Origin of the sequence: Streptomyces sp. NPDC058459 (assembly GCF_042721685.1) — a bacterium.
Classification (GTDB): Bacteria; Actinomycetota; Actinomycetes; order Streptomycetales; family Streptomycetaceae; genus Streptomyces.
In genome coordinates, this window is the sequence record NZ_JBHXLV010000045.1 from 1 (window position 1) to 19,932 (window position 19,932).

Consider the following 19,932-nt stretch of genomic DNA (forward strand, 5'->3'; position numbering starts at 1 on the left):
AGCTGGAGCTGACCTCACGGCGCACGGCCCGCGCCCCGCTGATCGCGGCGGAGGACGGACTCGGGCTGGAGTTCAACCGGCCGCCGCGCTTCCTGCCGCCCGCGGCGGGGGCGAAGTTCCGGCTGCCGACCCCTCCCGTCAAGCCCGACAAGCGGCCCATCCCCCTCCTGCCGATCCTGCTGCTGCCGGCCGGCAGCGCCGCGATCGCCATCCTGGTCACCCAACGGTGGTCCTTCGTCTTCATCGCCCTGCTCTCGCCGATCGCCGCCCTGGTCACCCAGTTCGGCGGCCGCAAGCAGGCGATGCTGAAGTACCTGGAGTCGAAGGAGGAGTACGACCGGTCGGCGGCCGCGGTGCGCGCGGACATCGAGACCGCCGTCCTGGAGGAACAGCACAACCTCCGTCTCTCCCTGCCCGATCCGGCGGCACTGCTGCAGATGGCGGTACGGCCGTCGGAACGGCTGTGGGAACGCCGCTGGCGGGACCCCGACTTCCTGACCATGCGCGCCGGCACCACCGATCTCCCGTCGGCGGTCAGCGTCGACGACCCCGAGCAGAGCGAGCACCGGCGCGAAACGGTGCCGTGGCTGTACCAGGTCCCCGTCGCCGTGCCGCTGCGCCGGGCCGGTGTCGCGGGCGTCGCCGGACCCGGCGCGACCCGCCAGGCCTGCTGGCTGACCGCGCAGGCCGCCGCCCTGCACAGCCCCACCGACCTGCGCATCGTCGTCCTCGCCGGGCCCTCCGGCGAACACGACTGGTCCTGGACGCGCTGGCTGCCACACACCCAGGCGCAGGGCGAGGACGCCTACGCCCTGATCGGCAGCACCGCCGACTCGCTGGCCCGCCGCATCGGTGAACTCGGCCAGATCGTCGCCGCCCGCGGCGCCGCCGGGCCGGAGGTCGCGCGGGGCGGAGTCAACGGCTGCCCCGACATCCTCGTCGTCCTGGAGGAGGCCCGCCGGGCCCGCTCCCTGCCCGGTGTGATCGGCCTGCTGCGCGACGGTCCGGCCGTGGGCGTCTACACCATCTGCATCGACCGGGAGGAGCGGTTGCTGCCCGAGGAGTGCGGCGCCGTCGTCGTCACCGGCGCCGACGCCATCACGGCCAAGGCCCGCACCGGTTCCGCCGCCGCCCTGGAAAACGTGCGCGGCGACTTCCCCGAGGCGTACTGGTACGAGCAGTTCGCGCGGGCGCTTGCCCCGTTGCGAGGCGTGGGCGACAGCGACGAGAGCGCGCTGCCCGGCTCCGTACGCCTGCTGGACCTGCTGGCCATCGAACCGCCCACCGCGCAGGCCCTTGCGGCCGGATGGTCCCTGGGCGGCCGCTCGACCAGGGCCGTGCTCGGAGTCGGCTACGACGGCGCGTTCGCCGTCGACCTGGTGCGCGACGGTCCGCACGCGCTGATCGCCGGCACCACCGGCTCCGGCAAGTCCGAACTCCTCCAGACGCTCGTCGCTACGCTCGCGGTGGTCAACCGGCCCGACGAGATGACGTTCGTCCTCGTCGACTACAAGGGCGGCAGCGCCTTCGCCGAGTGCGCCGACCTGCCGCACACCGTCGGTCTGGTCACCGACCTCGACACCCGGCTCGTGGAACGGGCACTGGTCTCCCTGGGCGCCGAACTGCGCCGCCGTGAGACACAGTTGGTCCAGGCGGGAGCCAAGGACATCGAGGACTACCTCGACAGGCGCTCGCGCGGCGGCGACATCCTTCCCCCGCTGCCCCGACTGCTGCTCGTCATCGACGAGTTCGCCTCCATGGTGCGCGAACTGCCCGACTTCATCTCCGGGCTGGTCAACATCGCCCAGCGCGGCCGGTCCCTCGGCATCCACCTCGTGCTCGCCACCCAGCGGCCGGGCGGCGCGGTCACCCCGGACATCCGGGCCAACACCAACCTGCGTATCGCCCTGCGCACCACCGACACGAGCGAGAGCCGCGACATAATCGACGCTCCCGACTCCGGTGACATCTCCCCGGCCAACCCGGGCCGCGCCTACGCCCGGCTGGGCCCGTCGGCGCTGCTGCCCTTCCAGTCCGGACGCGTCGGCGGCCGCCGCCCCGGCGGCCCGCCCGCCACCTGGGCGCCGGTGGCCGTGGACGCCGTGCCCGTGTCATGGCGGGATCTGGGCGGTCCGCTGCCCGAGGCACGTTCGCGCGGCGGTGCCGCCGGCGCCCGGAGCGAGGCGGTCACCGACCTCGCGGTGCTCGTGGGCGCGGTCGCCGAGGCGGCCGGCCTCGCCGGTGTGCCGCGCCAGCCCAGCCCCTGGCTTCCGGCGCTGCCCGGCGTGCTGCCCTGGACGATGCCGCCCGCGCCGAAGCCCGCCGCCGAACGCGAGGCGGCCCTGGCCCCCGTCACGTACGGCATGGTCGACCTGCCCGCCCAGCAGACCCGCGCACCTCTCACGTTCGACGTCGACCGGGCGGGCCACCTCCACGTCATCGGCTCGCCCCGCAGCGGCCGCTCCCAGGCGCTGCGCACCCTGGCCGCGGCGCTCGGCCAGGCCCACGGCGCGGACGACGTGCACCTGTACGGCATCGATTGCGGCAACGGCGCCCTCAACGTGCTGACGTCGCTGCCGCACTGCGGCGCGGTCGTCGACCGCACCCAGACCGAACGCCTCGGCCGCCTCCTGGACCGGCTCGGGGCCCAACTCACCCTCCGCCAAACCGTCCTGGGCGCCCGTGGCACGGCCGATCTGACCGAACTGCGCCGCGGCCAGTCCGCGCACGAACGGCTCCCGCACATCGTGCTGATGGTCGACCGGTTCGAGGTCTTCGAGCGCGAGTTCACCTCCTACGACAACGGCAGCTACCTGGAGCGCCTGCTGCGGCTGCTGCGCGACGGTGCGGGCGTGGGTATCCACGTCGTGCTCGCGGGCGACCGTGTACTCGGCGGCAGCCGCTTCTCCGGCACCACCGAAGACAAGATCGTCCTCAGGCTCAACGACCGACAGGACTACTCCAGCGTCGGCATCCCCACCAAGTCCGCGCCCACGGACCCGGAGCCCGGCCGCGGCATCCGCACCCAGGACCTCAGCGAGGCACAGATCGCCGTCCTCGGCGAGGACCTGGCGGGCACCGCCCAGGCCCAGGTCCTCGCGGCCCTCGGCGAGGACCTGACCGAGCGGGAGAGCGCGGTGCCCGCCGCCCGCCGCCCGATCCGGCTCGACGTGCTGCCCGAGCGGATCTCGTACGCCGACGCCGTCGTCCTGCACCCGCAGGCCGCCGCCATGCGGCCCCTGGTCGCCGTCGGCGGAGACATCCTCGCCTCGCTCGGCCCCGACCTCACGGACGTCCCCACCTTCGTGATCGCCGGACCGCCGCGCACCGGCCGCAGCACCGCGCTGCTCGCCGCGTCCGAGTCCCTGCTCGCGGCAGGCACCGGGCTCATCGTGCTGGCCCCGAGGCGCTCGCCCCTGCGCACCCTCCAGAGCCGACCCGGAGTGGTGTCCCTGTTCACCGACGCCGACGTGCCGTCGGGCGACTTCCGGCAGGCACTGAACAGCGTCTCGCAGGAGTACGGCGTCATCGTCGTCGACGACGCCGAACTGTTCATGGGAGCCGAGATCGACCGTGATCTCGCACTGCTCGCCCGCGGCGGCGCCGGCACCGGCTGGGGCGTGCTCGTGGCAGGCAACGCCGAGTCGCTGTCGCTGTCCCTGGCCGGATGGATGGGACAGGTCAAGCGGAACCGCAGCGGCATGCTCCTGTCCCCGCAGGGACTTAGCGACGGCGAGGTCATCGGCGTGAAGCTGACCCGGGGCCTGGTCGGCCAGGCCCCGCAGCCGGGGCGAGGCCTGATCCACCTCGGCGACGGAACCCTCAGGAGCGTCCAGGTGCCGTACCTGGAAGCCGGCATGTGACGCCGGAGGGGCTCCCTCGACGTCCCCGTGGGGGAGCCCCTCCTCGTGTCCCCCTGACCTTCCCGGGGGACGGGGCTCCCGCCCCTGCCGCGGGACGGCCGGATTCAGCGGGGCGCAACGGTCAGGTACCGGAACCCGCCTGCGCGGGGACCTGCTCCCCTTCGGCGGTCAGGAAGCGGAATGTGCCGGTGATCGCGTCGAAGAGGTCGTACACCTCGTTCTTCAGCGGCAGGTTGGGGCTGGCGAGGGTGACCACGAGGAAGTCCTGCGTGCTGCCGGGCACCGGCAGTATCGTGTGCATCGTCAGCAGCTTGACGCCGATGTCAGCCGTCAGCCGGGTCACCTCGGTGCCGGTGACCCGGGCCGCGTGGCCGACGTGGGGGACCTGCACCGAAGTGATGACACGGTCCTTGGGGACCTCGGCGGTGGCCGAGGAGATGCCCAGCTGTGCCGACAGGACGGGCAGGGTCAGTTCGTGACCAGCGGGCGTGGTGACGGCGAAGACCATCCCGTACGCCATGAACAGGCCCTCGGGATACAGGGTCGCCGTGCCCGACGCCAGTAGCGCCCCGTACCGCCGGGCCGCCCGGGTCACCTCCCGGCCCTGCCGGAACATGTCGTTGATCTCGGCCTTCGCCCGGGGATCGTCGGTCGAGGCCAGCGCTTGCGCGCGGACCTGTGCCAACTCCTCACCGCCCAGATCGAACTGATCCCACTGATCGGGGATGTCCAGCAGAAAACGCTGCGCCGTGCTCATCGTCCGTCCTTCACGGTGTCCATCGGTAGTCTCACGTTCCGGACCCGCCGCCGAGATGAGCGGCCGCGTCCCGGTCGGTCTTCTCGAAGGCGTCCAGGATCTGCTGGATGGCGTCCCGGACGCCCTCCACCTGCTTCTGCAACTGGTGTTTGCCGTCCTCCCAGCGGTCCTCGAAGTGCTGCGCGGACCCTCGGGACAGCTCCGGGCCGAAAGCAGCATCGAAGTCGAACGTGTGGTGTCCGATGTCGATGTTGTCGTGCACGAAGTCCAGCATCTTCTGGGCCTCTTCGAGTTCGTCCCCTGGGATGTTCACGTTCGACGACACTGGGGGCTCCTGATCCTGCGCGTGAGAGCTGCTCTGCGGGAGAACCACGACACGGGGGCGGTGAAACGTTCACCGGGGAGCACCGCAGCGCGGAACGGGGCACGGTGGTGAACCTTTCCCGGGGCCTGTCTCGTGTTGACAGCATGACCTCGTTCTTCAGCGGCCTGCTGTCCCACGGCACCGCGGCCCGCCGTGCCTTCGCCGCCCCCGCTCTCGCCGTCTGCGGCCTGGTGAGCCTGACCGGGTGCGGCAAGGTGATCCAGATCGGTGACAGCTCGGCCCCGCCCACCTCTGCCTCGGCTCCGGCCACCTCTGCCCCGGCTCCGGCCACCTCGTCCGCGGCGCCCGCCGCGCCCGCGCAGGGCGGCGCGGGCAATTCGGCGCTCCAGGTGGTCGACTCCACCGCCAGTGACGCCGGCCTCAACGGGACCGGCGGCACGGTGATCGGCGCGGCGGTCCAGGAAACGCCGCCCAAGTGGGTCCAGCTGTCCGCGGTGACCTCGCCGGACCTTGCCACACCCCACCTGATCAACATCAATCAGGCGGCGCTGTACCGCTTCGACGCCGACAGCGCCGAGTCGGGCGAGTCGAACTGCAATGACGCCTGCGCCACGAAGTGGCCCCCGGTCATCATCAAGGACGGCGGCAACGTCTATCTGGCGGGCGTGAACCCGAAGGACGTCGGAGCCATCCGCCGGGCCGACGGCAAGGTCCAGGTCACCGTGGGCGGCCGGCCCGTCTACCGCTTCTCCGGCGACGCCGGGGCCGGCGACCTGAACGGCCAGGGTCTCGACGGCAAGTGGTTCGCGGTCGGCCCCAAGGGGCAGAAGGCGGTGCGCTGAACCACGCGGCTCCGTGGACTGTCGTTCCTCACCCCGGCGCACCGCCATGGATCGCGGTGCGGCGGTGAGCCATGCCGGCAGTAATCGGTCGATTGATTCCCTCGGCAATGCGATGTTCTGCGAGATGCCTCGCCCAGGGAAAAGTCTGCCGCGTCGCTCACCAGGCGCTGCGGGAAAGGGCTACCGTGCCGTCTCGAGTCCGTAGTTCCTTGGTACTGGACGCTGCGACAGAAAACCGACCATCACTCCGGAATTCATTCCGCGTGCGGCGTCCGGGGCGGTCCGTTCCGCCACGGCAGCCGATTTCGAGCATATTCAGGACACCGTGGCGGCCCTGATGCCGATGCTGCCGTTGTGGCAGGCGAAGCGGTACGCGGTCATCCGCAGCGACGTGAGCGGCTGTGCGCACTGTCTCGATGCTTCGACCGTCTTCCGGTTCCGGGAACTCGGGGCCGGGCCCGCTCGGCGGACGGCCCGGCAGGAACGGGCTCGACGACGTATCCGCCGCGGCCGACAGCTGCGGTTCCGCGCCGTGCGCGTCACGGAGTGCCGGATGCCGCCGGTGCTGGGAGGTACGGCGGACCGGACGGCGCCGGGATACACACTCCACCACGGGGTGGTCGTGACCCCGGCGGGCCCGTGGTTCGGTCCGTATGGCACTTCGCCGCCGTACGCCACCGTCCGGCCGCCCAGCCGCGATACGCTCGCGGTCGCACGCGGCTCCCCGGACCTTGTGTCCGACGAGGGCCTGTGGAAGGGCCGGGCGGTGTCGTCGGAACGGTTGGAGTCCGACCTGCGCCGGCGGGCCGTGGTCCACACGTGCGTGCTCACCGGGCCCGACGGCGGTATGGGCTCGGGGTCGGCGCCCCGAGGATGACGCGCGTCCGGCGCATGCGTGGCGCGCGTGCCGGGTTGCGGGCGCGGCGGCAGGCCGGCGCCCGGACGGGAACGCGCCTCGCAGCTGCCCGCGCGGCACGCCGGACAGCTTCGAAACATCCCCCTTCGGCTCGCCAATCCGACGCGGAGTCCAGCGTCACGGACTTCTCGGGAGGCCCACTCAGTTCGACGTGGCGCGCGAGTCCGACCCGGTTGTCGATCTCGAACCACAAGCATGCGTCAGCCATGGGCAGGTGCCTGCTGAACCACTGCGTCATGGAGGCATTGTCACGACGGAAACGGTGGTGCTCCAAGGGCCGTCCGGAATAGACGGCGGCGACCATTGATCACTTGGCATTCGAACCGGGCCGTACGCTGTCTGGATCTGCTCAAACGTACTTTCGAGTAACCCGGTTGTCTGATCGATCGCGCAATGTAAATGCCTCAAAGGGCAACTCTCATTATGGGGAGTCGCCTTGTGCGTGGCAGCGGCCGAAAGCGGCTGTATGGTCCCTCGGAACGAGCAAGGATTGTCGCGTGGAACGACGGTGGGCATGTACGGGAATGCGCCTGATTCGGTAGTGCAGCTGTGCGCCGAAAGGCACGGGTTCACACGCGGCTTTCGTTTCGCGACAGATGCCGAGACAACCTCCGGGGACATCGGATTCCGGCGAGTGCACCCGTACTGCGGATCGAGGAGGCAGACCGGTGACTCCTCATGTGCCGTGGTAGCCCCTGCGGGCACATCTGGCGGGCACATCCGTGCTCGTCACGGCGGCGGCGGGCGTGTGCCTGCGGGCACGCGGGCTCTCCCGTGTCCCGAGGGCGGTGAAAGCGCTTCCCCGGACGGCGGATTCCGGGCCGCCGCAGCACACTCAGCCGCCGTGGGGCCCGCCACCCGGAACTGACATGACGGAGCCGACCCTGCGAGGCGGCGGAACGGATACAGCACGACGAACCGCCGCAACGGCATGAGGCACGGAAGCCGTTGAACCATCAATGACATGTGCGCCCAACACCGGCCCTCGGACTCCATCCGGCCGGCGGTTCCACGGTGAGGCGCTCTCCCGGAACCACCCCCCCCCCACATCATCGCGATCGTGCATCGAGACCACGTCGCGCCGATCCTGGAGGACCCGCGTTGACTCACAAGGAGAAATCCCCCACCCCGATATCGATCGTCGTCCGGGCGGCCGATCCGGTGTCCTTGCAGGGAGCCGAAGTACTCCTGCGCAGGTCGGACGGGACGGTCCTGCTGCCCGCCGACCAGGTGGGGCGCGCCGATGTCGTCCTCGTCCTGGCCTACGAGGTGACGGAGGAGACCATGTCCTGGATGGAGGAGGCGTCGACCGTCTCGTCCAACCCGGAGATGCGGATCGTGCTGGTCGCCGACCGCATCAGCAGACCGCGGCTGGCCCGAGCGGTGCGGCACGGCCTGGTCAGTGTGCTGCCCCGGGCACACACCGGCTTCCCGGAGATCGTGCAGGCCGTGCTCAGCAGCCGGGCAGGCAGCGCCCAGATGCCGGGAGAACTGCTGAGATCGCTGATCGAGGAATTGCGCACGCTGCTGCGCGATCCGATGGGGTCGATCCTCCCCGGCGGGTTCGAAGGCCGTGAAGTCGAGGTCCTCCGGCTGCTCGCGGAGGGCCTCGACACCACGGAGATCGCCGCCAAGCTCAACTACTCCGAACGCACCATCAAGAACATCATCTTCGCGGTCACCAGGCGTCTGAACCTGCGGAACCGGACCCACGCGGTGGCGTACGCGATGCGCATAGGCGCCCTGTGACGTGTCATTCCCCGGCGTCGGGCCCACCGGCGAGTACCACCGCGGCAGGCTTCGGCCGCTTCCGCTTCCGCTTCCGCCTCCGGTTCCCCGGCGACTGGGCGCAGACTTCCGTTCCTCGCCGAAGGGAGCCGGGACCGACATCGCCGGAGGCGGGGTGTCATGCACGTCCGGGACCGGTGTGATATACAAGTTGAACGCCACGGTAAGGACAGCCAGAACCAGTACGGCGGCCAGTAGGACGAGGTAAGCGGCTCCCCCCGGGCCTCCGCCCCGATCGGCCCCCGGTCCCCGCACCGGGGCTCATGGTCACCGTTGCGAGACCGGTGCCCGGGGCGCGACAGAGCATGGCCCCGATCATCTGCTCAGCTGCCCAGGTCATTGAGACCGGGAGGACCCACCCGCTGCTGGAACGGCGACAAGGTCAACAGGGTGTCCTTCCGGGAAGATCCACAAGGCAGATCCCGGGAGATCGCGCCGTTCTGTGAGACGGACCCGGCCGCCCCGGAACTCTATGGCGACGGCGGCGCGTGGCATGCCCCGGGCGACGGCTGCGTCGCCCGTGCCTCTCCCGAGGCCGCGCCGCTCGGCGTCGTAGCCGACGCGCCTCCGAACGCGCCGCGCCGGTGATTCTCTCGTCGGGATCGAGGGCGCGATGATACAGACCGGCGCAGGAGGGTCCATTTCCATGGACAACGGACACTGCGCCCACTCGACGGAAAGCGATGGCGGCGTCCCGGATGACAGAAGCACCCCCTCCCCAGCAGCCGTCCGTCCCCACCGGCCCGTCTGCTGCGGTCCTTCTGGATGGCGCGGGCAACGTCATCGGCTGGTCAGCAGCCGCCGAGTCCGTGCTCGGCCACCGGGCGAGCGACATCCTGGGCCGCCCCGCCGACGCGGTACTCACCCCGGCGGGCGGCGGTCCGCCCCGCCCGGAGAACGGCGAGTGGAGCGGGATCGCGCGGCTGCGGCACGCCTCTGGCCACGATCTTGAGCTGGGCGTCCGCATGTGCGCGATGCCGGACCCCGCAGGCCGCGCGCAATGGCTGATGACGGCGTCCGCCCCCGACCCCGGTGACGGTGCGCTCCGGAGCGTGAACCGCTCCCTGCTGGACGGCCTGCTCTCACACTCGCCCATCGGCATGGCGGTGATGGACATGGGCCTGAGATACGTGTGGATCAACGAGGCCCTGGTGCGCACCTCCGGCGCGCCCGACCGGATCGGACGCACCGTCAGCGCCGTGTTTCCCGCCGAGCAAGTGGCCGCCGGCGAGGCGAAGATGCGACGGGTCCTGGAGACGGGCGAGCCGCTGATCGACTTCGAGTACAGCGGTCCCATCCTGTCGGACCCGACCGGCGAGCACATGTACTCCGCCTCCTTCTTCCGCATGGAGGACCGGCTGGGCGAACCCATCGGGCTGTGCTATCTCGTGATCGACGTCACCGAACGCTGGAAGAGGCGCAGGCGAGAGCTGATGCTGAGCCGGGCGCGCGCCTGCGGCAAACAGCTCGATCCCCTGGAGACCGCCCAGGAGCTGTCGGAGATCTGCGTACCGGACTTCGCGGATCTGGTGACCATCGACCTCGTGGACTCCGTCGTCCGGGGCACGGAGACCGCCGCCTGCGCCGAGGACGCCCTCTTCCTCCAGCACGCCGGGCACAAGGCCGGCAGCGGAGTCCACGCGACTGGCCTGGGCGGGATCGGCAGCCCCGTCGCCTACCGGTCCTCGCCCCGCGTCGCACGGAGCCTCGCCACCGGCGCGGGCATCCTGGAATCACCCCTGGACGCCCTGTCGAGTCAGTGGGCGCAAGGCGCCCCCGGGCGCTCGAAGTTGATCCACGACCACGGCTTCCACTCATCCATCACGGTCCCACTCTCCTCCGGCGGCACGGCACTGGGCCTGGCTACGTTCATGAGAGCCGCCCCCGGCCAACCTTTCAGCGACGAGGATCTCCAGGTCGCCGAGGAGTTCGCCGTCCACGCGAGCTCCGCGCTGGCCGCCGCCCACCGCTTCACGCAGGAGCGCCGCATCTCCCTGTCGTTGCAACGAAGCCTGCTGCCCGGACGGCTCGGCCCTGACGAGGCCGTCGACATCGCCTGGCGCTACTTCCCAGCCTCCCAGGAAGCGGGCGTCGGCGGCGACTGGGTCGACGTGATCCCGCTGTCCGGGGCGCGCGTCGCCCTGGTCGTCGGCGATGTGGTGGGACACGGCGTCAGCGCGGCCGCCGCCATGGGCCGCCTGCGCGCCGCCGTGCACACCCTCGCCGCCATGGACCTTCCTCCGGACGAACTCCTCGCCCATCTGGACGACTTCGTCACGAGCCTGTACCAGGAACAGCCGGCCCGCGAGGACTGCACCGAAGGCGACGTGAGCCTCCCGGGCACCATCGGTGCGACCTGTCTGTACGCCGTCTACGACCCCGTCGCCCGCACCTGCACGATTGCCCGCGCGGGCCACCCCGCACCCGTGATCACGCAGTCCGACGGCACCACCGCCACACCCGATCTCCCCATGAGTTCTCCGCTGGGCGTCGGAGACACCCCCTTCGAGGCCGCCGAGATCCCCTGCCCCGACGGCAGCCTCCTGGCCTTCTTCACCGACGGACTCGTCGAGAACCGCGACCAGGAGATGGAGGAGGGTGTCGCCCGCCTGCGCTCGGTTCTGCGCGACACGGACACCTCCCTGGAGGAACTGTGCGACAGGGTGGTCGACGCCCTGCTCTCCCGGCCCCTCGAGGACGACGCCGCCCTCCTGCTCGTCAAGCCCACATCATTCCCGTCCGCAGATGTCGCCACCTGGGACATCCCGGACGATCCGGCGGCCGTGCGTCAGGCCCGCGCACTCGCCAACCGCCAACTGGAGGAATGGGGTCTGTACGAGCTGCAGTTCACCACGGAACTCATCGTCAGCGAACTCGTCACCAACGCCATCCGCTACGGCTCCCCGCCGATCCGGCTGCGCATGATCCGGCACAGCGCTCTCACCTGCGAAGTGATCGACGCCAACAGCACCTCTCCGCGGCTGCGACATGCCAGGACCACCGACGAGGGCGGACGCGGCCTCTTCCTCGTCGCCCAGGCGTCCCAGCGCTGGGGCTACCGGTACACCGGGTCGGGAAAGTCGATCTGGTCGGACCAGGATCTTCCCTGAGTCCGCTTCGGATCGAGGCAGGGGTATTCCGGCTTCCGCTGCCCATATCCCGTCTGGTCTGTTGATCTGCAACTCCTGCAACCGTCAAGCTGGACGCCCGCCGCCTCTACCGACACGTGGTGGCCGCCGCGACGAGGACCGAGGTCCGCGAGCAGTTCGGGTCGGCGACCGTGCCCCGGGAAGTGACGCCGGGCCTGTGCTCCGTCATGCAGATAGCCGGCACGTACGCGCAGAAGCACGGGCGGCTGCCCGGCGAGCAGACCCGGCACGGTCTCGGCTGGTGGGCGGCTCAGGACACTCACCGCGAGAAGAAGCCCCCCACCTGCTGGAGCAGCCGCTCGTGTGGTGGAAGACGTCCGCACTGCTGAAGTTCGGCCAGCGGGTGGTCGACGGGCTCCTGCGTCGCTGCCGCGCGGCGGGTGCGGCGGTCCGCGCCCGGGTCGACCCGCACGTCGATGTCGTCCAGGCCGCCGTCGACGTCGCCGCGCGGTCGTCTTCACGGTGCGCGGCGAATTCGCCCGCCGCCACGTCCTGGCCGAAGCGCGCCGGCACCTGATGGAGACCCTGCGCGGCCGCGAGTCCACACGCGGCCTGGACGACTGCATAGCCAGCCGCGCCCTGTCCGACCACGGTCGCCAGACCACCGAGCCCGACCGCTGGCTCATCGCTGGTACTGGCGGCAAGCCGCTCCGGGAGTCGTCCCGGTACGACGCGGGCCCGGCGGCCTCCTTCACCCCGCCCGACGCCGGCACCAGCGCCCCCAAGACCGCGGCACGCCGCAGCCCAAATTCGTACTGCTGCTTCTCGGTCTCGTGCAGCTCGTCTACGAACTCCCGCACGAGGTCCCTCGAAATGGTCTGGATACGGTGCGTCCGTGCGCGGCGCCGATGCGAGCGGGCCGGTGGCGTGGTCGTCGGGCGCTCCCCGGCAAGGCAGAGCCAGGACGCGAGGTTTTTGGTGAGTGGAGCGGGCGAAAACGGAGACACGGAAGGTAGCGGGCGCCGCTGCCATGAATCCGCTTCGCGGGCAGGCATCGTCTTCGGTACGTACGGCCTCGGGGCTGGGCGGCACCGCTTCAATTGGAGGTTTCGCGTGTCTGTATCCGCTTCGTCCGATCCGCTCGCCGAGCTGTCCGCCGCGGGGGTGTCGGTGTGGCTGGACGACCTGTCCCGCGAGCTGCTGGCCGGCGGGGAGCTGAAGGAACTGATCGCCGGCAAGCACGTGGTCGGGGTCACCACCAACCCCACGATCTTCGCCTCGGCGCTGTCCGAGGGCGACCGCTACAACGACCAGCTGGCCCGCCTCGGTGCTCAGGGGGCGCAGGTCGACGACGCGGTCTTCGCGCTGACCACCGATGACGTGCGCGAGGGCTGCCGGGCGTTCGGCGAGGTCTACCGCAGCAGCGGAGGGGTGGACGGGCGGGTCTCGATCGAGGTCGACCCGCGGCTGGCCCGTGATGCGCGGGCCACGGCCACGCAGGCGGTCGAGCTGTGGGAGACGGTGGCTGAGCCGAACCTGTTCGTGAAGATTCCGGCCACCAGCGAAGGGCTGGCCGCGATCACCGCCGCCATTGCCCGGGGCATCAGCGTCAACGTCACGCTGATCTTCTCCCTGGACCGGTACCGGAAGGTGATGGACGCCTACCAGAGCGGTCTGGAGCAGGCTCTGGAGGCAGGGACCGACCTGTCGGGTATCCACTCGGTCGCCTCCTTCTTCGTCTCGCGCGTCGACACCGAGGTCGACCGCCGCCTCGACGCCCTGGACAGTCCGCGGGCCCGGGAACTCAAGGGCAGGGCCGCGGTCGCCAACGCGCGGCTGGCGTACCAGGCGTACGAGCAGGTGGTGGCCGAGCCGCGCTGGCAGCGCCTGGCCGCCGCAGGCGCCAACGTCCAGCGACCGCTGTGGGCGTCCACCGGAGTGAAGAACCCGGACTACCCGGACACGATGTACGTCAGCGAACTGGTCATCGCCGGTACGGTCAACACCATGCCCGGCACCACGCTGACCGCGTTCGCCGACCACGGCACCCTGCCCGCCCACGCGCCAGCCGCCGAGGACTACGCCGCCGCCGAAGCCCACCTGGCGTCGTTGCAGGATGTCGGTGTCGATTTCGCCGACGTGACCGACACTCTGGAGCGCGAGGGGCTGGAGAAGTTCGAAGCCAGCTGGGCGGAGCTCGGGGCCTCGGTGGACGAGGAGATGCGCTCCGGCACCCGTACGGCAGCCGGGGCGGCGGACGGCGGTTCCGACGGCGCCGGCCTGCTGGCGATCTACCTCAACGACCACTACACCGGGGCGACCGGTGGTCTGGAGCTCTTCCGGCGCGCCGCCGGTGCCAGGAAGGGCGAGGAGGAAGAGGCGGTCCTCACGGACCTGGCCCGCCAGGTGGAGGAGGACCGTGACGCGCTGGCGCAGACCATGACCGACCTGGGCGTGTCCGTCGACCGCACCAAGGTGGCCCTGGGCTGGGTCGCGGAGAAGGCCGGGCGCCTGAAGACCAACGGCCACCTCTTCTCGCGCTCCCCGCTCAGCGACGTCCTGGAAGCCGAGGGGATGCTCGTGGGCGTCCTGGGCAAGGCAGCGTGCTGGCGCACCCTGCGCGCCCTGGCCGACACCGACCGGCGCCTGAACGCCGCGAAGCTGGACACCCTGCTGGAACGCGCCGAGCGACAGAGCACGGCCCTGGAAGAGCTGCGGGCCGCAGCGGCCACCCGCGCGCTCGGCCCCCGGACCGCGCCCAGCAGTTGATCGTTCCCGCGACGATCCGCCACTCGACCCACGGCAGGCTGGCGGATCGTCGCGGCCCCCGGGATGACGCACCTCACACGGACGGCAGCACACCGGTACCCCCTGGTACAGGAGCTGTGCTGCCTTCCGCTCACCGGTTTGACGAAGGAGCTACGGCATGGCGAGTGAACAGTCCGGCAGCACCGCACGACGCGACACGTCCCTGGCGCTCCCGGTGGCGGAGCGGGCCGGGTGGGACGAGGTCGACGTGCGGGCGGTGGACACCGTGCGGCTGCTGGCGGCGGACGCGGTGCAGAAGGTCGGCAACGGCCACCCAGGGACGGCGATGAGTCTGGCCCCGCTGGCGTACCTGCTGTTCCAGAACGTCATGCGGCACGACCCGGCCGATGACCAGTGGCTGGGCCGGGACCGGTTCGTGCTGTCCTGCGGCCACTCCAGCCTGACCCTGTACATCCAGCTGTACCTGGCCGGCTACGGCCTGGAGCTGTCCGACCTGGAGGCGTACCGGACCTGGGGCTCGGCCACTCCCGGGCACCCGGAACACCACCACACCCGCGGGGTGGAGATCACCACCGGCCCGCTGGGCCAGGGCCTGGCCAGCGCGGTCGGCATGGCACTGGCCGCCCGCCGCGAACGCGGCCTGCTCGACCCGGACGCCGAAGCGGGTACCAGCCCCTTCGACCACCACGTCTACGTCATCGCCTCCGACGGCGACCTGATGGAAGGCGTCACCGCCGAGGCCGCCTCCCTGGCCGGCCACCAGGAACTGGGCGACCTGACCGTCTTCTACGACTCCAACCACATCTCGATCGAGGACGACACCGACGTCTCCTTCAGCGAAGACGTACCCGCCCGCTTCGCCGCCTACGGCTGGCACGTACAGACCGTGGACTGGACCAGGACCGGCAGCTACGTCGAGGACGTCGACGCCCTGCTAGCCGCGACCAAGGCCGCCCGTGAGGAGACCGGCCGCCCGTCGCTGATCATGCTGCGGACCCTGATCGGCTGGCCGGCGCCCACCAAGCAGAACACCGGCAAGGCGCATGGCTCCGCGCTGGGCGAGGACGAGGTCGCCGCCACCAAGACCCTGCTGGGCTTCGACCGGCAGGCACACTTCACCGTCGAGGACGAGATCCTGGCCCGCACCCGGCAGGCGGCTGAGCGCGGCCGCCGGGCCCACGCCCGGTGGGACGAGACGTTCGCGGCCTGGCAGAAGGCCAACCCGGATCGCGCCGCACTGCTGGACCGGCTGCAGAAGCGGGAACTGCCCGAAGGCTGGACCGACGTCCTGCCCGTCTTCCCGGCCGACACCAAGGGCATGGCGACCCGCGCCGCCTCGGGCAAGGTCCTCAGCGCCCTGGCACCGGTGCTGCCGGAGCTGTGGGGCGGCTCGGCCGACCTGGCCGGCAGCAACAACACCACCATGGACGGCGAGCCGTCCTTCATCCCCGCCGACCGCCAGACCAAGGACTGGAAGGGCGGCCCCTACGGCCGCACCCTCCACTTCGGCATCCGCGAACACGCCATGGGCGCGATCCTCAACGGCATCGCCCTGCAGAGCCTGACCCGCCCCTACGGCGGCACCTTCCTCACCTTCTCCGACTACATGCGCCCCGCCGTGCGGCTGGCCGCGCTGATGCAACTGCCGGCCACCTACATCTGGACCCACGACTCCATCGGCCTGGGCGAGGACGGCCCCACCCACCAGCCCGTCGAGCACCTCGCCGCTTTGCGCGCCATCCCCGGCCTGGACGTGGTCCGACCCGCCGACGCGAACGAGACCACCGCGTGCTGGCAAACCGTCATGGAACACACCGACCGGCCCGCGGCGCTGATCCTGTCCCGGCAGAACCTGCCGGTCCTGGACCGGGCCGACGGACAGTACGCGCCCGCGCGGGAGGCAGCCCGCGGCGGCTACGTCCTGGCGGAGGCGGGCGGGGACCCGGCGGCGTCCGCGCCGGACGTCATCCTGGTCGCGACCGGCTCCGAGGTGCCGATCGCCCTGGACGCCCGCGACCTGCTGGCGGCCGACGGCATCGCGGCGCGCGTGGTGTCAATGCCGTGCCGGGAGTGGTTCGCCGCGCAGCCCGCCGCGTACCAGGACCAGGTGCTGCCGCCGGAAGTACGGGCCCGGGTCAGCGTCGAGGCCGCCATCGGACAGGGCTGGCGCGACGTGGTCGGGGACGCCGGACGGATCGTCAGCCTGGAGCACTACGGCGCCTCCGCCGACTACCAGCGGCTGTACTCCGAGTTCGGCATCACCCCCGAAGCGGTCGCGGCGGCCGCCCGCGACAGCATCGCCGACACCCGGCGGGCGCCGCGCCCCGGCGGCCACCAGCAGACCTCCACCCCCACCAGCGGCAGCGCCGGTGACCGTCCCTAGTCCTCCCGGTCGACCGGCTGCGGGGCGGCGGCACCCGGGCGGACGACTGAGCGGCAAGCCGGCACAAGATCCCCTTGATCGGGCCACGGCTCAGGCCGTGGCCGCCCGGAACACCCGCAGCAGGAGGCATGCGACTACGAGGCGGCGCCGGAGGGCCGCGAGGCAGGCCAGGCGGCCCGCTGGGAGCAGTTCGGCGCCATGCTGACGACCGCCGGCTTCCCCGTGCCCACCACCGTGCTCGACCTGTCCGAGCTCTACCTGACGTGGGGCCTGGCCCGCTGCGAGGACACGCCGGGCGCCACCCGGTGGTCGATGCCCGCCGCGCTGCCGCTGCCCGGCGACCTGCTGCCCCTGGACCCCGAACTCACCGAGCGCCTCGACGGGGTCCGCTGGACGACGCGCACCGGCCCGGCTTGCGGCAGGCACAGGCCAGGACATCGACGACGTCGGCTCGTTCTCGCGGAACTCGTGAAATCCGGCGACGCCCGTGTCCGGCGCGGCGAGGAGCCGGCCGACGCGGAGCGTCTGGAGGCCCACCGCAGCTTCCGCCTGGTCATGGACTGGGAGCACATCCACGACAACCGGGAAGTGGACTTCAAGCGGTAGCCGGCCGACGGCGGGTGCGGGCCGCACTCCCGCGACCGTGGTTCAGGAGTTCACCTGGGGGCGGGGCGCTTCGTCCCGTCCGCTCAGCTCGTTCGCCCGGTCGACCTCGGCCATGTGCTCCTCGGCCCACGTTCGGACGACCGCGAGCGCGGCCTCCAGGGACAGCCCCAGCCCGGTGAGCCGGTAGTGCACCTGCGGCGGCACCGTCGGCTCGACCCGGCGCGCGACCAGACCGTCCCGCGTCAGGTTGCGCAGGGTCACCGAGAGCATCTTCTGCGAGACCCCGGGCATCCGGCGCAGCAACTCGCTGAAACGCACCTCCGCCGGGGCGGCCTCCGCCAGCACCTTGACCGCCATGGACGTCCACTTCGTACCGATCCGGTCGAGCAGCCGGCGCGTCGGGCACCCCGGGTCGAACACATCGCCGCGCGCGTCGTCGGCGCTGGCCGGTCTCGCTGCCTGGGAGGTCACCCGGGACTCACCACCTGAACGGGAAGTGCGGTCTTGGCCGTCCCAGCTTAGTTTCCTACCGTTCCCTTGTCACCAACGGTTACCAGAGGAGCAGGGCGACATGACCGCGACCACCATCACTACCGTCCCCGTGCCCGGCGGCCCGCACCGTGTCGAAGTGACACTGCGCCGGGTCGGGGTCGACGGCGTCGACCTCAACGTGGCGACGGCCGGCGCCGGACCGGCCGTCCTGCTGCTGCACGGCTTCCCGCACACCTGGCGGCTGTGGACCCCGCTGATCGGCGAACTGGCGCGGCACCACCGCGTGATCGCGCCCGACCTGCGCGGCTTCGGCGACAGCGCCCGCCCGGCCGGCGGGTACGACGCCGGCACCCTGGCCGCCGACGCCGAAGGCCTGCTGGCGGCGCTGGACGTGACCTCCGCCGCCGTGGTGGGCATCGACGTCGGCACCCCGCCCGCGTTCCTGCTGGCGATGCGCCGCCCCGGCCTCGTACGACGGCTCGTGCTGATGGAGTCGCTGCTCGGCTCGCTGCCCGGCGCCGAGGACTTCCTCGCCGCCGGGCCTCCCTGGTGGTTCGGCTTCCACGCGGAACCCGGCCTCGCGGAGTCCGTCCTGCCGGGTCACGAGGAGCGCTACGTCGAGTGGTTCCTCGACCGCGGCACCCTCGGGGACGGTGTACCGGGCGACGACGTACGCGCCGGGATCACCCGTACCTACGCCGGGAGGGAGGCGCTGCGCGGCGCCTTCGGCCCGTACCGGTCACTGGCGGCCAGTGACCGGCAGATACGGGCGGCCCTCGACGCGGGCCGCCTCACCGTCCCCACGCTGACGATCGGCGCCCACCCGGTGGGCCGCGCACTCGAACGCCAACTGCGCCCGCACGCAGACGACTTGACCGGCCACGTCATACCGGACTGCGGCCACATCATCCCCCTGCACCGTCCCGCCGCCCTGCTGGCCCTCCTCGAACCCCACCTCGCCGAGACCCGCGTCGCATGACCCGGCCGCACGCCACCCACATGGGACTGCACAAACTGCGCGAGACCCCCGACCTCCTGTGCGACCTGCTCGTCCGCTTCCTTGCACTACAGGCCCAAGCAGGCGCCGGCGGTCGCTCCTCGTCGTTGAGGTGGCGGGCGTGGCCGGCGCGAGCGGGCGGAGGCCGGAATGCGCACCGTCTCATCCCGTCGCGAAGCGGACCGCAGCCCAGGCATCCTCTGGTCCGGGCCGAGTCCGAGAGCGACGGCGGCCTGGGCCCGGGGGCGTCCTGCCGGATGTCGAGGGCGGGCCGCCTCGCAGCCGCGGGCTGTCAGTCGCACGAGGGCTGGGTGCCCGGGGTGACGAAGAACGTGACGGCGTAGGTGAGGCGACCCGCACGCACGGCATCGTCGAACTGGGTCACGAACCGGTCCGCGTCCCGTCGAGCCGAGACACCGGCGTTCTACGGCGTGAGCCTTTGCGGTCTTCTGTGAGGCAGTGGCCTGCAACACACTGTCAGGGCGCGGGCAGGGCGCCGCGGAGCGAGTCGGTGACCGACTGGAGACAGGACGGGAAGTCCCGCTCGCCGTCGGTGTAGACCCACCGTTCGAAGGCGCTCTGGAAGGCGATCGTGGCCATCCGTGCGACGAGCTTCGCATGATCGCTGTCCACGCCGCGCTCGCGCAGCGCCTGGCGGGCGGCGTCGGCGAGCGCGGCGAGTTTGGTGCGCTCGCGCTCCTGGAGCTCCGGGCTGGCGTCGATCACTGCGCGGCGCTCGGCCGCGTGCTCGATGACCTCGACGAGGCGGCTTCCGATCTGAGCGAACGCCTCCAGGACCGCGGGTAGCGGTGCGGCACTGTCGTCGGCAGTGAGCACGGCCTCCGCCAGTGCGGGGGGCAGTCTGTCCGAACCCGCGAACAGTACCTCGCGCTTGTCCGGGAAGTAGCGGAAGTACGAGCGCCGGGTGATGCCGGCCCGTTCCGCGATGTGCGTCACGGTCACGTCTTCGTAGCCGCGCTCCGCAAAAAGCTCTAGTGCCGCTTGCGCGAGGCGCCCTTCGGTGCCGGGATCCCATCTGGCCATGGCCTGACCATAGCAACCGATGTCTCACTGTGTCATCGATGGTAAGGTCAGTGATGACACA

Annotated in this window: 13 protein-coding genes and 1 pseudogene; 10 read left to right on the plus strand and 4 right to left on the minus strand. The window is 71.3% G+C overall.

Going from position 1 to position 19,932, the window contains the following annotated elements; translation table 11 throughout:
• Positions 1-3,863: FtsK/SpoIIIE domain-containing protein (locus ACFWN1_RS11725; protein WP_384360115.1), on the plus strand; the 3,863-nt coding region annotated here is incomplete at its 5' end.
• Positions 3,864-3,984: 121 nt separating this feature from the next.
• On the opposite strand, the gene ACFWN1_RS11730 is transcribed toward ACFWN1_RS11725, so the two are convergent.
• Together ACFWN1_RS11730 and ACFWN1_RS11735 are read right to left on the minus strand one after the other, a co-directional pair.
• A complete protein-coding gene (locus tag ACFWN1_RS11730) occupies positions 3,985-4,620 on the minus strand; it encodes a hypothetical protein (RefSeq protein ID WP_384360117.1) in 636 nt (211 codons plus the stop codon).
• Positions 4,621-4,651: 31 nt separating this feature from the next.
• Entirely contained in the window at positions 4,652-4,945 is a 294-nt protein-coding gene (locus tag ACFWN1_RS11735) for a hypothetical protein (RefSeq protein WP_162469327.1), read from the minus strand.
• Positions 4,946-5,088: 143 nt separating this feature from the next.
• Between ACFWN1_RS11735 and ACFWN1_RS11740 the strand changes: the two genes are divergently transcribed.
• The 8 genes and pseudogenes from ACFWN1_RS11740 to ACFWN1_RS11775 form a co-directional block, all read left to right on the plus strand.
• On the plus strand, positions 5,089-5,787 hold the full coding sequence (locus ACFWN1_RS11740) for a hypothetical protein (protein WP_384360119.1): 699 nt from the start codon (positions 5,089-5,091) through the stop codon (positions 5,785-5,787).
• A gap of 2,017 nt (positions 5,788-7,804) precedes the next feature.
• Positions 7,805-8,452, plus strand: coding sequence for a LuxR family transcriptional regulator (locus ACFWN1_RS11745; protein WP_384360121.1), 648 nt, complete (start codon positions 7,805-7,807; stop codon positions 8,450-8,452).
• 737 nt (positions 8,453-9,189) lie between these two features.
• Positions 9,190-11,601: a SpoIIE family protein phosphatase gene (locus ACFWN1_RS11750; RefSeq protein ID WP_384360123.1), complete on the plus strand. Its 2,412-nt coding sequence runs from the start codon at positions 9,190-9,192 to the stop codon at positions 11,599-11,601.
• A gap of 119 nt (positions 11,602-11,720) precedes the next feature.
• Entirely contained in the window at positions 11,721-11,969 is a 249-nt protein-coding gene (locus tag ACFWN1_RS11755; protein ID WP_384360125.1) for a hypothetical protein, read from the plus strand.
• A complete protein-coding gene (locus ACFWN1_RS11760; RefSeq protein ID WP_384360127.1) occupies positions 11,942-12,157 on the plus strand; it encodes a hypothetical protein in 216 nt (71 codons plus the stop codon). Before ACFWN1_RS11755 ends, ACFWN1_RS11760 begins: the two co-directional genes overlap by 28 nt.
• Before the next feature lie 536 nt (positions 12,158-12,693).
• Positions 12,694-14,349, plus strand: a complete 1,656-nt coding sequence (gene tal, locus ACFWN1_RS11765; protein ID WP_384360129.1) for a transaldolase — start codon at positions 12,694-12,696, stop codon at positions 14,347-14,349.
• A gap of 157 nt (positions 14,350-14,506) precedes the next feature.
• A complete protein-coding gene (gene tkt / locus ACFWN1_RS11770; RefSeq protein ID WP_384360131.1) occupies positions 14,507-16,732 on the plus strand; it encodes a transketolase in 2,226 nt (741 codons plus the stop codon).
• 162 nt (positions 16,733-16,894) lie between these two features.
• Positions 16,895-17,338, plus strand: a pseudogene (locus ACFWN1_RS11775) (DUF6042 family protein); the annotation flags it as partial.
• Positions 17,339-17,380: 42 nt separating this feature from the next.
• On the opposite strand, the gene ACFWN1_RS11780 reads toward ACFWN1_RS11775, so the two are convergent.
• Positions 17,381-17,809, minus strand: coding sequence for a winged helix-turn-helix transcriptional regulator (locus tag ACFWN1_RS11780; RefSeq protein ID WP_384360133.1), 429 nt, complete (start codon positions 17,807-17,809; stop codon positions 17,381-17,383).
• Between the two features lie 100 nt (positions 17,810-17,909).
• Between ACFWN1_RS11780 and ACFWN1_RS11785 the strand changes: the two genes are divergently transcribed.
• The gene (locus ACFWN1_RS11785) at positions 17,910-18,809 is read left to right on the plus strand and encodes an alpha/beta fold hydrolase (RefSeq protein ID WP_384360135.1); all 900 of its coding nucleotides are present in this window, start codon (positions 17,910-17,912) and stop codon (positions 18,807-18,809) included.
• Between the two features lie 495 nt (positions 18,810-19,304).
• On the opposite strand, the gene ACFWN1_RS11790 is transcribed toward ACFWN1_RS11785, so the two are convergent.
• Positions 19,305-19,871 carry a TetR/AcrR family transcriptional regulator gene (locus ACFWN1_RS11790; RefSeq protein ID WP_384360137.1) on the minus strand — a complete coding sequence of 189 codons (567 nt, stop codon included), beginning with the start codon at positions 19,869-19,871 and terminating at the stop codon, positions 19,305-19,307.
• Between the last annotated feature and the right edge of the window lie 61 nt (positions 19,872-19,932).

Coding starts and splice junctions, on each gene's coding strand:
- ACFWN1_RS11740 (WP_384360119.1), top strand. CDS start 5,089: ATGACCTCGTTCTTCAGCGGCCTGCTGTCCCACGGCACCGCGGCCCGC.
- ACFWN1_RS11790 (WP_384360137.1), bottom strand. CDS start 19,871: ATGGCCAGATGGGATCCCGGCACCGAAGGGCGCCTCGCGCAAGCGGCA.
- ACFWN1_RS11750 (WP_384360123.1), top strand. CDS start 9,190: ATGACAGAAGCACCCCCTCCCCAGCAGCCGTCCGTCCCCACCGGCCCG.
- ACFWN1_RS11730 (WP_384360117.1), bottom strand. CDS start 4,620: ATGAGCACGGCGCAGCGTTTTCTGCTGGACATCCCCGATCAGTGGGAT.
- tkt (WP_384360131.1), top strand. CDS start 14,507: ATGGCGAGTGAACAGTCCGGCAGCACCGCACGACGCGACACGTCCCTG.
- ACFWN1_RS11785 (WP_384360135.1), top strand. CDS start 17,910: ATGACCGCGACCACCATCACTACCGTCCCCGTGCCCGGCGGCCCGCAC.